This is a genomic window from Rhizobium sp. ERR 942 (assembly GCF_007828395.1).
Lineage (GTDB): Bacteria > Pseudomonadota > Alphaproteobacteria > Rhizobiales > Rhizobiaceae > Rhizobium > Rhizobium dioscoreae.
Map to the genome: position 1 here is coordinate 169,714 of NZ_VIUA01000006.1, position 15,240 is coordinate 184,953.

A 15,240-nucleotide genomic window follows, 5' to 3' on the forward strand; every position below is an offset into this window, starting at 1 on the left:
CCTTAGGCCGAAAGACGCTTGCGGCCGCGGTTACGGCGAGCGGAAAGAACCGCACGGCCGCCCTTGGTGGCCATACGCGCACGGAAGCCGTGACGACGCTTGCGGACAAGCTTGGATGGTTGGTAGGTACGCTTCATTTATTTAAACACCGCGGAGTGCGGCCCTTCTTGAGCTTTGCTTTGAATAGCAAGGAGCGTTGTTGATTATGGCGAACGGACTTGGCCCGCAAAAGCAGGCTCCATGACCGGACGTGCGCGGGCTTATACGGATCAAGGCCCCGGAAGTCAATTATAGGAGCGCAGATTCCTCGAAATCAGGCAAATTCGCGCCAATCGGCCGCGGCAACGTGCTTGGGCGGCAATGCTCGCCGGAATGTGTGCGCAACTTTAAATATAGATTGAGGATATTCTAAAATATATGGAAAGTATAGTTAGGAATGCCGTACGTTTAGATTTAAAATACTTCAATATAACGTTAATGATTTTAGCCGATATCTAGCTCTATGTCGTAAAACCCATCGATTTATGGGGGATGGGATCTGCGCCGGAGGGGTATTGTGAAAATTCGCGGCAAAATAAATCTGCTTGTATCTGTCATGGCCGGGGCGGCGCTTCTGATTGGCGCCACTGCCCTCTATGCATTGCATCAATATGACCAGAAATTACAGAGCTATGAGCAGACGGCGAGCCGCGCTTACATGGGCGAGCGCCTGAATCGCTACGTGACCGCAGTGGTCATGGAGGCGCGCGGCATCTATGCCGCTGCCGCGGCAAAGGATTCCAAACCCTTTGCCGATGGGCTGATGGCCGATCTCGACGAAATCGACAAGGTGCTGACGAGCTGGGCGCCTCTGGTGCCGGAGACGCAGAAGCCCGAATTCACCAAGCTGCAGGCCCGCGCCCAGGAGTTCCGCGTCTTTCGCACGGAAACGGCCAGGCTCGGCGTGACCGATGGCCCGGACGCCGCCGGCAAGCAGGGCAACAACGAGGCGAACCGCGCCAACCGCAAGGCTTTCCAGGCCGAGATCGATGCGATCGTCCAGACCGACAAGGCGGAGCTGGCGAAAGCCGAAGCCGAGATTGCAGCTTTTCATAGCAACGTCCTGTGGGTCGTCCTCGGCATCATGATTGCCGGTATCGTGGCGGGCGTCGGCCTCGGAGCCTATATCGGAACCGTCCACCTGAGCCGCCCGATCCGCAAGGTGACGGATGCGATAAAGAATGTCGCCAACGGCCAGTTCGATATCGAGGTGCCGTTTGCCGGCCGCCGGGACGAAATCGGCGAGATGGCCGCGGCCGTCGACGTCTTCAAGGAAAACGGCAATGCCGTGCGCCGCATGAATGCCGAAGAAACAGCCATGCGCGCCAAGAGCGACGAGCTTCAATCGAGCATGTCTCTCGCAGTATCTGCCGCGGCAGCCGGCGATTTCAGCCAGCGCATCGAGAAGGACTACGGTGACGTCAATCTCAACCGCTTCGCGCGCAACGTCAACGAGCTCCTGATCAGCGTCGACACGGGAATCGGCGAGGTCCGCCGCGTCATTGCAAGCCTGGCTGACGGAGATCTGACCCAGGCGATGAAGGGCGAATTCCAGGGCGCCTTTGCCGAGCTGCAGCAGAACGTCAATACGACGCTTGCGACGCTGAAGAGCACCATGAGCGAGGTGCGCGCGACCACTGGTTCGATCAACTCCAACACCAACGAGCTCCGCCACGCCAGCGACGACCTCTCCAAGCGCACCGAACAGCAGGCGGCCGCCCTGGAGGAGACCTCGGCGGCGCTCGATCAGATCACCTCCGTCGTGCAGAATTCCACGGAGCGGGCGCGCGAAGCCAGTGTCATGGTGAGCGAGGCCAAGGACGATGCGGCCCGTTCCGGCACGGTCGTTCGCAATGCCATCGACGCCATGGGACGCATCGAGCAGGCATCGGGCGAGATCAGCCAGATCATCGGCGTGATCGACGATATCGCCTTCCAGACCAATCTTCTGGCATTGAATGCGGGCGTCGAGGCCGCACGTGCCGGCGAGGCAGGCAAGGGCTTCGCGGTAGTTGCCCAGGAAGTACGCGAGCTTGCGCAGCGCTCCGCAACAGCTGCCAAGGATATCAAGGCCTTGATCGGCAAGTCCGGTAGCGAGGTGCAGATCGGCGTCAAGCTTGTGCAGGCGACCGGCGAGGCGCTGTCGTCCATCGAAGCGCGCGTCCTCAAGATCAACGACCACATACACTCGATCGCAACGGCGGCGCGCGAGCAGGCAACTGGCCTGTCCGAGGTCAACAACGCCGTCAACCAGATGGACGAAGTCACACAGCGCAACGCCGCCATGGTCGAGGAAACCTCGGCCGCGACCCATCGATTGGCAGCCGAGGCGGATGGCCTTGTCCACCTCGTTTCGCGCTTCAAGGTCGATGCAGCCAATGTTTCCGCTCCCGTTCCAGCGCGCGCCGAAACGCATCGCCCGGCCGCTTCGCCGGCCCGACGCATGATCGACAGGGTCGCGACTGCATTTGGCGGAGGAGCGCTTGCTCCGGCTGCCGCTGCGCAGGGCTGGGAAGAGTTCTGATCCTGCCGATCTGATCTCACCAATATGAGGCTGGCTGCGGCGCTTGGGCGTCGTTGCCGGCCTTCGTCTTGTGCCAAAATCCGGAGCCGATTGGAAAAAAGCCGACAATCGCCTATTATCTAGTTTCGATAAGGGCGCATCAGATCGCTTTGCGGCGAAGCGGGACAATTGAAATGGACAGTGGGCAGGACAAGGGTGCCGTAAAGGACGGCAAGGTTGAAAAAAGCCGCCTGTCCCAGCTTTGCCGTCCCACAGGCATTTTCGGCGGCCTCTCCGGCAAGCTTCTCATTCTCACCGTCGTTTTCATTTCGTTGGCGGAAGTGCTGATCTTCGTGCCGTCGGTCGCCAATATGCGGCTGCGATGGCTGGAGGATCGGCTGAACACCGCCGCTGCCGCCGCCATCGTCATCGACGGCCTGCAGCCGGCCGAGTTGCCGCGTGCTCTGCAAAAGGAGACGCTGATGGCGACTGGCACGCGGGCCATCGTCCTGCGCAAGGACGGCACGTCGCGCTTGCTGGCGACGGCCGAGATGCCAGCCTCCGTCGATGAGAAATACGATCTCAGCGACGTGTCGCAGCTCACCGCCATCAAGGATGCGCTCGATACGCTGCTGTTCGGCGGCAATCGCATCATCCGCGTGTTCGGCCCCGTCGGCGGCGATGCCAACACCGGTATCGAGGTTGTGCTGAAGGATACACGTCTCCGCAATGCGATGCTTGCCTATTCGACCAGCGTCTTCTTCGTGTCCATCCTCATCTCGCTGTTCACCGCAACGCTGATCTTCTTTGCGATCAACCGCATGATGATTCGTCCCATCCGTCGGCTGACGGACAGCATGCAGGCCTATTCCGATGATCCGGAGGATCCCGGCCGCGTTCTCGTTCCCGACAAGGGCGGCGATGAGCTTGCTGTTGCCGGACGCCATTTGGCCTCGATGCAATCGCAGCTGCAGAAGACGCTGAAGCAGCAGAAAAATCTTGCCGCCCTCGGCCTCGCCGTGTCGAAGATCAACCATGACATGCGCAATATTCTCTCGGCCGCGCAGCTGATGTCGGACCGCCTGGTCGATGTCGATGACCCGATGGTCAAGCGCTTCGCCCCGAAGCTGCTGCGCACCATCGATCGTGCCGTCGGCTATACGACCGAAGTTCTTTCCTTTGGCCAGACCTCCGAATCGGCGCCGCGCCGGCGCAAGATTCGCATATTCGAGCTTGTCGAGGAGGTCCGCGATATTCTGGCGATCGATCCGGATAGCGGCATCGAGTTCATCGAACAGCTCAGCCCCGACCTGGAGGTCGATGCCGACAGCGAGCAGCTGTTCCGCGTCATTCATAATCTCTGCCGCAACGCCCATCAGGCGCTGATCGCTTTCGGCGAGGCGGAGCCCGACAGCATCAGGCGGATCACCGTTTCGGCGCATCGAATCGGCAGTGTCGTCAGCATTACCGTAGACGATACGGGGCCGGGCATGCCGCAAAAGGCGCGGGAGAACCTGTTCACGGCTTTCCGTGGTTCAGCCCGCTCGGGCGGCACCGGCCTTGGCCTGGCAATCGCCCGTGAACTCGTCCTTGCCCATGGCGGCACCATTGCGCTCGTCGAAAAACCGGCGGCCGGCACGCAGTTTCGCATCGAAATTCCCGACCGCCCGGTATCCCTCGATGACTACCGGAGCAGAAGCCTCCAAGAAAACTGATTGTTTTCAGCTGCTTGGCGTCAATATGCACGAAAATCGCGATCTTTTTCAGAAATCCACTTGCATTCCCTCAAGGGAGGCTTTAGAGAACCGCCCACGCCAACGGTTTCTTCCGTTTCGGCCACGCACCCGTAGCTCAGCTGGATAGAGCACCAGACTACGAATCTGGGGGTCAGGAGTTCGAATCTCTTCGGGTGCGCCATTTTCACCACCTTCATGCGAATAGAAAATAGTTAGGCTTTCACGCCTTAGCCTGGTCACATAAAGCCTGGATTCCGCGGCAGATATTGAGTCCAGTCGCCATAGCCGGGTGATGCCATCAATAGCATCGGAAAGGTGATCCGCATGCCTTGGTTGATCGCAAGGCTCAAGGCGCTGTCGCATGTGCCCGGCAGGAATGCTGATATCTTCTCGGCAGAGCCATCTGCCGCCAGCTTCAATGCGGCCACAAAGGCATCATGAAGAAAATCGGGCCGCGTGACCGCGAGGGGGCCGATGTGCCCGCGGGGGCTGATATAGCCATAGCCGACAATATCATCGCCAGCACAGAGCAAAAGGCCCGTGGTCGATGGGTCGTCGAGCAGATAGCGATGATGCTTCTCCCGCGAGACGCCTATGGCATGGGAATCGATCTTGGCCAGATTTTCTATCGCCGCCGCGCTGATATCGAGTGCGATGGCGCGCAATGACGGTTCCGGCAATGTTTGCTTCAGCCGTTCGCGCTCGACGCTGAAAAGGTAAATGGGCATCTTGGGAAAGAGACCATGCCGCATGTAAAGGCCCTGCGAGACACGATTGAACGTGAACGTAATGAGTGCCTTGTGAACCGCTCCTGATTTGCGGGCATGCTCCACGGTTCTTTCCAAGAGCTCATTCCCGATGCCCTGGCCCTGCCGGGCGGGATCGACGAACAGCTGGGCGAGGAACCAGACATTGCCGCAAACCCAGCTCCAGGCGAAGCCGAGAATTTTTCCGCCATCGTCGGCAACCCATAGTCCATCCGGATCATCCTTGAGCGAAAACAGCTGAAAGTGGGGAGGGCTCGCCGTCGCCATGGGGCCGAAACCATGGCGAACGGTAAGATCGTTGATACTGGTGACCACCAGAGCATCGGTTGCGGCAAAGTCGTCCGCACGGGCAGGTCTGTAAACAAGCGGCATTGGATAACCCGCAAATGTTCCTGCGAAGGAGCGCCAGAACGCGTCGTACCGACCGCTTAAGACCGCCGTCTCAGTTGTCTAGGCTGCACTTTCGGCACCCCTTCGTCCCAACAAGAGAAACCGGAGGCTTAATACTTCTCTCTCCGGGTACATTCTTTGATCACAAGGCCGTGATTATAACACACGTGTTCCCAATTTCATCCTGCACGGCGCGCTGTTTGCGCACTCATCTAGACCCGGAACATGGCCCTCTCGCGTTACGAATCTGCGCCTTTTCGCGGGCTGAGCTGACTTAAGCCGGGCTTATTCCTAGGTGACTGCAATTGCTTCGCACGCCGCTCACCCCTGCCGCTTCGTTTCCTGCCCATGATCCGTCTTCAGCGGCAATTCCGGCAAGAACAGCAGCACGATCAGCGCCAGCGCCACGATGGCTGTTCCCGTTGCGAAGGTCATGGCGATCGCGTGACGATAGAGTGCTATCGCGGCGGCATGAGCCTCGGGAGAGGCCGTAGCGAGCTGTTTCATGCCAGCCTCGGTCAAGGACGATACATGCATCCCATCCAGCGCGCCGCCAGCGTTCTGAACGCGATAGGCAAGGATGGCGCCGGAGCCGGTAACGCCGATAAGGCCGCCAAGCGAGCGGAAGAAGGCGAGCGTCGCCGTCCCCACGCCGCGATGGGCTAGGGGCAGGGCATTCTGCACCGCGATCGTCATTGTAGGCGTGACGAGGCCAAGACCGAGGCCGAGCGCAAAGACCGTCGGCTCGATGATCCAGAAGCCCTGGCTGGTGGCGGCCGCCCAGGCGAGCACGGCGAAGGCGGCGGTTGCGAGGCTGAGACCGCAGAGCTGCGCCGGCTTGTAGCGCCCGAAGCGATGCAGCAGCACCCGCCCGTTGACCATGGAGGAGATGACGACGCCGATCATCAGCGGGCCGGTGAGCAGGCCGGAATGCGATGGGCTGACCCCCATGACCATCTGAAAGAACAGCGGAAAGAAGAGGCTTGCGCCCAGCATTCCCATGAAGGTCAGGGCGAGCACGGTGCAGGCGACGACGAAGAGCCGGTTGCGGAAGAGATCGGGCGGCAGCACCGGCTCTGGTTCACGCCGGATGTGCAGAATGAAAAAGACGAAGAGAACGAGTGCAAGGGCGGAAAGCCCGAAAATCTCAGGCGAATTCCAGGCCCATTCATTGCCGCCGAGGGCCAGCACCAGCAGGAAGCTGGTCGTACAGCTGGTCAGCAGCGCCGCGCCGAGATAGTCGATGCGGCGGCTGCGCGCCTGATGTGGCCGCTTCAGCGCCCGGCCGATCATAACGAGCGCGACGGCGCCGATCGGCAGGTTGACGTAGAAGATCCAGTGCCATGACAGGAGATCGGTGATGACGCCACCGGCGATCGGGCCGATGACGCTGCAGATGGCGAAGACGGCTGCGATCGAACCTTGATTGCGGCCGCGTCTGGCTGGCGGCACGATATCGCCGATGATGATCTGGGCCAGCGGCAGCAATCCCCCGGCGCCGATGCCCTGGATCGCCCGGAATATGATGAGCTGCGGCAGCGTCTGCGCCATGCCGCTCAGCACAGAGCCGAGAAGGAAGATGAGGATCGCCGCATAGATCATCGGCTTGCGGCCATATTGGTCGCTGAGCTTGCCGTAGAGCGGCATGGTGCTGGTTGAGGCGAGCACATAGGCGCTGACCACCCAGGAGAGATGCGTCAGCCCGCCGAGATCGCTGACGATACGCGGCAGCGCGGTCGCGACGATGCTCTGGTCTATGGCGCCGAGGCCGAGAACGATCATCAGTCCGAGGATGACGGCGCGGATCTCGCGACGATCGGGCGGGTCGCCTGCTGCCGGAGCGGATGGTGGGACAACATTCGGGCGAGCGGTATTCATTGTCCGATCTCCATGAGCGGTTCGATTGCGGCACGAATGGCGTCACGCTGCTGCGGCGACAGTTTGGCGAGTTCGGAGGCGAGCCAGTCGGTTCTCCGCCGTTTCAGGCTGCGGATGATGTCCTCACCTTTCTCCGTCGCCACCAGACCATTGCGGCGCCGGTCGCTCGGGTCCGGTTCCGAACGGGCGATGAGGCCATCCCGCTCCATGGCTTTCACATGCCCTGAAATCGTCGGTCCGCGCAGCTTCTCCATCCGCGCCAATTCGGCAACGCCGATGCCCGGCTGGCGCATGATGGCGACGAGCAACAAGGCATGCAGCGGCGACAGTCCGGCCTCGTCGCTCTCGCGCCGCAATTGTCGATGCAGGCGATGGAGGGCAGGACGCAACACCTCGGCCAGCGCGTAGGCTTCCTCGATTCGGTGATGACGGTCGGCTTTGCTCATCGATAGACTCGTTCATATCTAGATAGATAGGCTTCCTATCTATATACCTATCGTGCGGCATGTACTTGCGCAAGCAATAATATTGTGAAAGATTTTCAATCATTGCGCGTTGTTCATCAGTATTACGACTCGATAGGAGGAGAAGAGCTGTGAAACGATTCCTGACAACCGTAACAGTGACTGCCCTGAGCGCCCTGCTTGCGGTAGCGTCTTTCGACCCCGCGGCCGCTGCACCGATTCAGCCGCTGATCCAGCCGGCAATCCAGCAGACCGACAATCAGCCCGCTGGCCTGACCGAAGTTCAATATCGCCACCACAACAGGCACTATCGCGGGCGTCACCGTCCGCATTATCGTCCTCACTACCGTCCACATCATCGCCCGGGTTATTGGCATGGCCATCGCGGCTATCGCTATCACCGTCCGGGCTACCGGCGTCATGGTGGCTGGTGGTATCCGATGGCCGCCTTCACCGCCGGCGCGATCATTGGCGGAGCCGTTTCGCAGCCGCCGCGCGGCAGTGCGCATGTCCGCTGGTGTGCAAGCCGCTACAAGACCTATCGTGCGTCGGACAATACCTATCAGCCCAGCAAGGGTCCGCGCCGCCAGTGCGTCAGCCCGTAATACGAAATAGATCGAAATCCCTCTCCGTTTCGCGGAGGGGGATTTCTTTTCAGACCGTCGCGGGAAGGGTGTCTTCAACCGGTCAACTGTTCGGAGACGTCCCACAACCGCCGCCAGATCGCCTGATCACGGGCATGAGCGGCAATCTTGGCACGCACCGGCGGACCTTTGAGCTCATAGAAACCGTTCGGGCCATACATGGCGCCGCCTTCCGCCGTAGGCGAGGTGGCCGCAAAGAGGGTCGGGAGGGCGCCGGCTGCTGCCGTATGCGATAGAAACGGCCCCAGCAATTTTGTCGCGATTTCGAGACCGCCGGCCCGATCACGGCCCATGCGCGGACCCGTGGTCTGCAGGCCGGTCGCGGCATAGCCGGGATGAGCGGCAACGCTTTTCAGCTTCCAGCCTTCGGCGCGGGCGATGCGATCGAGCTCCAGGCTGAACAGCAGCGTTGCCAGCTTCGATTGGCAATAGGCGGGCCAGGGACGATAGCGCTTGCGCCACTGCAGATCGTCGAAATTGATCCTGCCGCTGCGATGCGCCAGGCTGCTCACCGTGACCACTCGCGGATTTTCCGCAGCAGAAACCTTTGGCAACAGCCGCATCGTCCAGGCGAAATGGCCGATATAATTGGCGCCCATCTGCATTTCGAAACCATCTTCGGTCTCATGCCGGTCCGGGATGGCCATGACACCGGCATTGTTGATGAGCAGATCGATATGCGGCAGTCTATCTCCGATGCGGGTTGCCGTGCGCGCGACGGAATCGAGGCTGGCAAGATCAAGCGCTTCGAATGTCACGTCTGCGCCCGGTGTCGCCGCACGGATCTTGGCGAGTGCCTCATTGGCCCTGGCCTCGTTTCGTGAGGCGATGACGACCTTTGCGCCGGCGCCTGCCAGAGCCTTTGCTGCTTCGTAGCCGATACCGCTGTTGGCGCCGGTAATGACTGCGATGCGGCCCGTCTGCGGCGGAATATCTTTTATTGTCCAGTCTGGCATTGCGGAGCTCCTGTGAAGAGATTTTGGCATTGCCCATTGTATCTGGTAATTTCTACACTAAATGCAAGTTTGCAATAAATGAAAATATGTAAGTGCAAAATATGCGATGATGCTTGCATATCAATGGCTTTCGACGGTCTAATGGCGTGGCATGCCTTCGAATTGCCACGCTGTTCGGCCCTCATAAAATTATGTGACCGAAGATTGGATTTGCGGAATGACGACAAAGACCTCATGCGCTGATTTTGTGCAGTTCTTCCGCTCCTGGGTCAGCGATCCCCTGCGTGTTGCGGCTGTGGCGCCCTCCGGTGAGAGGCTGGCAAGGCTGATGACCCAGGAGATCGAGCCGTTCGATGGTCCGATCCTCGAACTCGGTCCGGGCACCGGCGTATTCACGCGGGCGCTGCTGGCGCGTGGCGTCCCCGAAAGTGCGCTGACACTCGTCGAGTTTGGCGAGGAGTTCGCTGTCCGCCTGCGGGAGCGTTTTCCGGCGGCGCGGGTGGTGCATATGGATGCGGCGCAGCTCAGCCGATGCGGACTTTTCGATGACGCGCCTTTCGGCGCCGTCATCAGCGGCCTGCCGCTGCTGTCCATGCCTCCCTCCAAGGTCGTGGCCATTGTCGGTGGCGCCTTTGAAACGATGAAGCCGGGAGGAGCTTTCTATCAGTTCACCTACGGCCCGCGCTGTCCGGTGCAGAAACCGATCCTTGAAAGCCTGGGGCTTACGGCAAAGCGCATCGGCGGTACGGTGCGCAACATTCCGCCGGCCGGCGTCTACAGGATATCGCGGCAAAATCCTCTGGAGCTCTCGATTGCTGGCTCCAAATATCGTAGCACCGGAGAGAATGCCGGAATCAGCGCTTAGGCGCCGGAAGCCGGCAAGGCCGATTTGGGGCGGCCCGAAGTGAGTTCCGGGGGTAGCGGATGGCGAAAAAGCCGGATGTCGATAGCGCGGTGAAGGAAGGCCGGCGTGAACGCAAGCGTCGTCAAACCCGCGAACGCATCGAATCCGCCGCCTTGCGGCTGTTCCTCGAGCGTGGCTTCGAGGCCACCACCATCGAGGACATCACGGAAGCTGCCGATGTTTCCAAGCGCAGCTTCTTCGATTATTTCCCCAGCAAAGAAGATGTGGTCACCGCCTGGCAGGATGGTTTTGCCCGCGAGCTGATCGGCGCGGTCGCGGCGCAGCCCGAAGATGTTTCGATCGTCGACGTCATCGAGACGGCTGTCAATTCTGCCCTTCGTGCTGCCATCGCCGATCCGCAGAGCCTTGCTCTGGCTGCCCTGATTCACAATACGCCGACGCTTCAAGCACGCGACCAACTCAAATATGCCAAGCTGGAGAAGAAGCTTGCGGATGCACTGTTTGCCCGTGGCAGCGGCAGCGAGGAGGAGCGTCTTCGTCTTGGCATGCTTGCGGCCGCGGTCGTGACGATGCTGCGCATCGGCAGCGAGCGCTGGATGCAATCTCCGCAGGATGTTTCCGTAGAGCAGTTCGCTCGTAACCTCTTCGATGAGCTTTGGGCCACGCTTGCCGATCTCGGCAAACAGGTGCAACGGCGTACATGATGGCACCTGGCTAGACTAAGGGAAACCGTCCTGATCGGTCGCGACGCATCGCGTATCGATGCATTGCATATGCCGCGATGCAGACCCATCTAGTATCGGATCGCGACTGTATCTCTCCCTCGCGAAACCCTCGATTTGCCCCTCGAATCTCGGCTCCCCTCGGATGCCGGAAACGCCAGCTACATTTCAGATCAGCAAAAGGGACTATAACCATGTCAGAATTCGACGCAGCCAAGTCCGGTCAGTTCAAGATCGGCGGTGACCTTCCCGTTCATCGTCTCGGTTTCGGCGCCATGCGCATTACCGGCGCCGGTATCTGGGGTGAGCCAGAGGATCATGACGAAGCCGTCCGTACGCTGAGGCGCCTGCCGGAACTCGGCATCAATTTCATCGATACGGCCGATTCCTATGGTCCGGATGTTTCCGAACGTCTGATCAAGGAGGCTCTCCATCCCTACGGTCATGGCCTCGTGGTCGCGACCAAAGGCGGTTTGACCCGAACCGGCCCGAATGTCTGGGTGCCCGTGGGTCGCCCCGAATATCTGATCCAGCAGGCGCACAAAAGCCTGCGCAACCTCGGCGTCGATCGCATCGATCTCTGGCAACTGCATCGCATCGATTCCAAGGTGCCGGCGGCGGAGCAATTCGATGCCGTGAAATCGCTGCTAAATGACGGCATCATCCGTCATGCGGGCTTGAGCGAGGTCTCCGTTGCCGACATCGAAGCCGCTTCGAAGCATTTCAAGGTCGTGACGGTGCAGAACCGTTACAATCTGGTTGATCGCACGAGCGAAGACGTGCTCGACTATTGCGAAAAGCACGGCATCAGCTTTATCCCGTGGTTCCCGCTGGCCGCCGGCGACCTCGCCAAGGAAGGCTCGCTGCTCGATACCATCGCGAAGAAGCACAATGCTGCTCCGAGCCAGATCGCACTTGCCTGGGTGCTGAAGCGCAGCCCCGTAATGCTGCCGATTCCTGGAACCGGTAAGGTCAAGCACCTCGAAGAAAACACCGCAGCGGTGGATATCGTTCTATCCGACGAGGAGTTTGCTGCGCTCGATGCCGAGGGCAAGAAAGCCTTCAAGGCCGCATAAGCCGAAATTCGTTCGTCCGGTCGGCGGTTGCTGACCGGACAAGCGTCGGCGAGGGTGCTTTCCCATGCAGAAACGCCGATCACAATCATGTGAATCTCAGGATTTAGGTCGATAACGACTGCAAAATAGGCGTTGGAACCTCGGAAATGCCGGCGCTATGCGATATTTTTGGCATCTTCGGATAAAGCAATGCGCTCATTGCATTGCTGCAATGCGAAAGATGATCTGTTCATGCTGTCGCGAACATTATATCTACTCCCTCGAAGGCAGCGCACTCCTCCTCCCAGCGCTCCTTCAATGATTGGCAACACTCCTCCTCCTCCCAGTTGCCAATCCGGATCAAGAGCCCGATGCATCCTCCTCCCGCATCGGGCTCTTTTTTTATCTTCCTCAGTGATTTTCCGGGATCTTTAAAGGCGTTGCGCCTTTGCAATGCCTCCGCGAATTAGCATCGCATCATGTGGTCAAGAACCGCTGGAGTCGCTTGCGCCGCAGGTATCCATGCGTAGAGTGGCGCGACGTTATGGCGGTAAGGAAGGGTTGCATGATGCAGCGCATGGCGGGTTCGGACCGATGGGGAAAGCTGTTTTTCCGAACTGTAGCTGTCGTTGCCACATTGTCGCTGGCCGCATGCGGCCGTCCCATAGGGGTTATGCAGCCCATCAGTGAAAACGTGCCTGGCACATCCAAAGTCGATCTCCTCGTCGCGACGACACGCCTGCCGGACAAGGACCCGGCCATTCTGTTTTCCGGCGAGCGCGGGCCGGGGCTCAAGGTGGATGCTGTCAGCGTCTCCATTCCGCCGGAGGCCAATCGCAAGGTTGGCCAGGTGCAGTGGCCGAGCCGCCTGCCAGGCGATCCGTTGAAGAATTTCGTCACGACGGCCGTCAAGCCTTTGGCGACGGAGGCGGACGGGCGAGCCTGGGTGCATGCGGAACTGCCGAAAAACAAGCGTGTGCTGATTTTCGTGCATGGCTTCAACAACCGCTACGAGGATGCCGTCTACCGATTCGCGCAGATCGTTCACGATTCGCACGCCGACGTCGCGCCGATCGTGTTCACCTGGCCGTCGCGCGCCAGCATTTTCGACTACGCTTATGACAAGGAGAGCACCAACTATTCCCGCGACTCGCTTGAGGAATTGTTGCGTCGCGTTGCGGCCGATCCGGCCGTCGGCGATATCACCGTCATGGCGCATTCGATGGGCAGCTGGCTCGCGGTCGAATCGCTGCGGCAGATGGCGATCCGCAATGGCCGCGTCGCGCCGAAGATCAAGAACGTCATCCTGGCGTCGCCCGATCTCGACGTCGATGTTTTCGGGCGGCAGTTCGCCGCACTCGGCAAGGACAAGCCGCATTTCACCCTGTTCGTCTCGCGGGATGACCGCGCGCTTTCCCTCTCAAGGCGCATCTCCGGCAATATCGATCGCCTCGGTCAGATCGATCCCACGGCCGAGCCCTATCGCAGCGAGCTGGAAAAACAGGGGATCACCGTGCTGGATCTCACCAAGCTCAAGACTGGCGATGGCCTCAATCACGGCAAGTTCGCCGAAAGCCCGGAAGTGGTGAAGCTGATCGGCGCGCGGCTGATTGAGGGCCAGACGATCACCGATTCCGATGTCGGCATCGGCGATGCCGTCGGCGCGGTCGCCATGGGTGCTGCCCAGACGGTCGGCAGTGTCGCAGGTGCTGCCGTCAGCGCTCCGATTGCCATTTTCGATCCTCGGACGCGGGCGAATTACGGCGAGCAATGGCGTCGCGTCGGTGCGTCGGCGAACAATACCGTCGGCTCGCTCGGCGATAGCGTCGAGGCGACCGGCAACAATGTCGGCGACGCATTGAAGCAATAGCGCTGTCGCGGCATGTCCCCCAGCGGAGGCGTTTCAGCGCCGCCGCAAAACGCCATAGCCACGCCGCTCGATCTGATATATCAGAGGGGTGTGCATGGCGCTCGCTCGGTTTACCCTCCAGAATGCCTGCGTTGGCGGCGACATGACGCAACACGTCCGATGGGAGCCTGTGAAATGAGATGGAAGCGCACAATCCAGCTGCTGGATGTCCACTGCGAAGGTGAAATCGGCAAGGTTGCCATCGGCGGCGTCCCAAAAATCCCCGGCAACAGCATTGCCGAGCAGCTGCATTGGCTGAACACGGATCCGAAGGGTCAGGAACTGCGGCGCTTCCTTGTGCTGGAGCCGCGCGGTGCGCCGATCGGCTCCGTCAACCTGCTGTTGCCGGCTAAGCATCCTGAAGCCGATGCCGGTTTCATCATCCTGCAGCCGGATCAGGCACATGCAAGCTCCGGCTCGAACTCCATCTGCGTGACCACCGCTTTGCTCGAATCCGGCATTGTCGAGATGAAGGAGCCTGAAACCGTCGTCACGCTCGATACGGCCGCCGGTCTCGTGCGCGCGACTGCGACCTGCCGCGACGGCCGCTGCGAAAAGGTGCGTCTGACTATGGTGCCGTCCTTTGTGCATGAGCTGGATGTCGAGCTTGAGACGCCGCAATGGGGCAGGATCAAGCTCGATCTCTGCTATGGCGGGATTTTCTATGCGCTTGTTGATGTCGGCCAGATCGGATTGAAGATCGAAAAGGCCAATGCAGCCGCCCTCGTGCAGGCCGGCATGATCCTCAAGGAAGCGATCAACCGGGCGATGACCGTGGTCCACCCGGAAATTCCCGCAATTTCCGGCGTCGCCTATGTCATGTTCCGCGATATCGACGCCGATGGCGCGATCCGCACCTGCACGACCATGTGGCCCGGCCGCGCCGACCGTTCGCCCTGCGGCACCGGCAATTCCGCCAATCTGGCGACGCTGCATGCCCGCGGCAAGGCCAAGGTCGGCGATGTCTTTAAATCCCGCTCGATCATCGGTTCGGAGTTCGAGGTAGGCCTGCTGGCGGAGACCGAAGTTGCCGGCAAGCCGGCCGTCATCCCGACCATCACCGGCCGCGGCTTCACCTTTGGCTTGAGCCAGGTGGCGCTCGATCCCTTCGACCCGATGGCAGAAGGTTTTGCCATGACGGATGTCTGGGGACCTTCGGCGGGGGATATTTGAGGGATCGCGAAGAGATTGTTGTAACATCGTCCCGAGAATATTGCCCCTCACCCTAACCCTCTCCCCGCAGGCGGGGAGAGGGGATTAGTCCTGTATTCTCGTCTGAGTAAAGTGTGGGAAGGAAGGCTGCGGTTGCGCC

General features: G+C 60.2%; 13 protein-coding genes and 1 tRNA gene. 9 read left to right on the plus strand and 5 right to left on the minus strand.

Translation table 11 applies throughout. The annotated features are described in order from the left end of the window. Positions 1 to 2: 2 nt before the first annotated feature. Positions 3 to 137: a 50S ribosomal protein L34 gene (rpmH, locus tag FBZ97_RS24135; RefSeq protein WP_041677194.1), complete on the minus strand. Its 135-nt coding sequence runs from the start codon at positions 135 to 137 to the stop codon at positions 3 to 5. Between the two features lie 419 nt (positions 138 to 556). Between rpmH and FBZ97_RS24140 the strand changes: the two genes are divergently transcribed. The 3 genes from FBZ97_RS24140 to FBZ97_RS24150 all read left to right on the plus strand — a co-directional run bounded on the left by FBZ97_RS24140 (position 557) and on the right by FBZ97_RS24150 (position 4,459). Then, on the plus strand, positions 557 to 2,563 hold the full coding sequence (locus FBZ97_RS24140) for a methyl-accepting chemotaxis protein (protein ID WP_145322317.1): 2,007 nt from the start codon (positions 557 to 559) through the stop codon (positions 2,561 to 2,563). A gap of 173 nt (positions 2,564 to 2,736) precedes the next feature. Continuing rightward, positions 2,737 to 4,257, plus strand: a complete 1,521-nt coding sequence (locus FBZ97_RS24145; protein WP_145322319.1) for a HAMP domain-containing sensor histidine kinase — start codon at positions 2,737 to 2,739, stop codon at positions 4,255 to 4,257. 125 nt (positions 4,258 to 4,382) lie between these two features. Next, a tRNA-Arg gene (locus tag FBZ97_RS24150) sits at positions 4,383 to 4,459 on the plus strand. Positions 4,460 to 4,514: 55 nt separating this feature from the next. On the opposite strand, the gene FBZ97_RS24155 is transcribed toward FBZ97_RS24150, so the two are convergent. The 3 genes from FBZ97_RS24155 to FBZ97_RS24165 form a co-directional block, all read right to left on the minus strand. Further along, complete coding sequence (locus FBZ97_RS24155) at positions 4,515 to 5,417, minus strand: GNAT family N-acetyltransferase (RefSeq protein WP_145322321.1); 903 nt, start codon at positions 5,415 to 5,417, stop codon at positions 4,515 to 4,517. Between the two features lie 339 nt (positions 5,418 to 5,756). Continuing rightward, positions 5,757 to 7,313, minus strand: coding sequence for an MDR family MFS transporter (locus FBZ97_RS24160; protein WP_145322323.1), 1,557 nt, complete (start codon positions 7,311 to 7,313; stop codon positions 5,757 to 5,759). Further along, positions 7,310 to 7,759: a MarR family transcriptional regulator gene (locus FBZ97_RS24165; protein WP_113351290.1), complete on the minus strand. Its 450-nt coding sequence runs from the start codon at positions 7,757 to 7,759 to the stop codon at positions 7,310 to 7,312. Before FBZ97_RS24165 ends, FBZ97_RS24160 begins: the two co-directional genes overlap by 4 nt. 290 nt (positions 7,760 to 8,049) lie before the next feature. Here FBZ97_RS24165 and FBZ97_RS24170 point away from each other — a divergent pair, with 290 nt between their 5' ends. Continuing rightward, entirely contained in the window at positions 8,050 to 8,382 is a 333-nt protein-coding gene (locus FBZ97_RS24170; protein WP_246661846.1) for a BA14K family protein, read from the plus strand. Positions 8,383 to 8,456: 74 nt separating this feature from the next. On the opposite strand, the gene FBZ97_RS24175 is transcribed toward FBZ97_RS24170, so the two are convergent. Beyond that, positions 8,457 to 9,377 carry an oxidoreductase gene (locus FBZ97_RS24175; protein ID WP_113351288.1) on the minus strand — a complete coding sequence of 307 codons (921 nt, stop codon included), beginning with the start codon at positions 9,375 to 9,377 and terminating at the stop codon, positions 8,457 to 8,459. Between the two features lie 217 nt (positions 9,378 to 9,594). Here FBZ97_RS24175 and FBZ97_RS24180 point away from each other — a divergent pair, with 217 nt between their 5' ends. From FBZ97_RS24180 to FBZ97_RS24205, 5 genes are all read left to right on the plus strand, one after another. Beyond that, positions 9,595 to 10,242, plus strand: a complete 648-nt coding sequence (locus FBZ97_RS24180) for a methyltransferase domain-containing protein (protein WP_145322325.1) — start codon at positions 9,595 to 9,597, stop codon at positions 10,240 to 10,242. Between the two features lie 59 nt (positions 10,243 to 10,301). Beyond that, on the plus strand, positions 10,302 to 10,946 hold the full coding sequence (locus FBZ97_RS24185) for a TetR family transcriptional regulator (protein ID WP_145322327.1): 645 nt from the start codon (positions 10,302 to 10,304) through the stop codon (positions 10,944 to 10,946). Positions 10,947 to 11,158: 212 nt separating this feature from the next. Further along, the gene (locus FBZ97_RS24190) at positions 11,159 to 12,040 is read left to right on the plus strand and encodes an aldo/keto reductase (protein ID WP_145322330.1); all 882 of its coding nucleotides are present in this window, start codon (positions 11,159 to 11,161) and stop codon (positions 12,038 to 12,040) included. A gap of 544 nt (positions 12,041 to 12,584) precedes the next feature. Beyond that, positions 12,585 to 13,889, plus strand: a complete 1,305-nt coding sequence (locus FBZ97_RS24200) for an alpha/beta hydrolase (protein ID WP_145322334.1) — start codon at positions 12,585 to 12,587, stop codon at positions 13,887 to 13,889. Between the two features lie 174 nt (positions 13,890 to 14,063). Further along, positions 14,064 to 15,101: a 4-hydroxyproline epimerase gene (locus FBZ97_RS24205; RefSeq protein ID WP_145322336.1), complete on the plus strand. Its 1,038-nt coding sequence runs from the start codon at positions 14,064 to 14,066 to the stop codon at positions 15,099 to 15,101. Positions 15,102 to 15,240 lie beyond the last annotated feature (139 nt).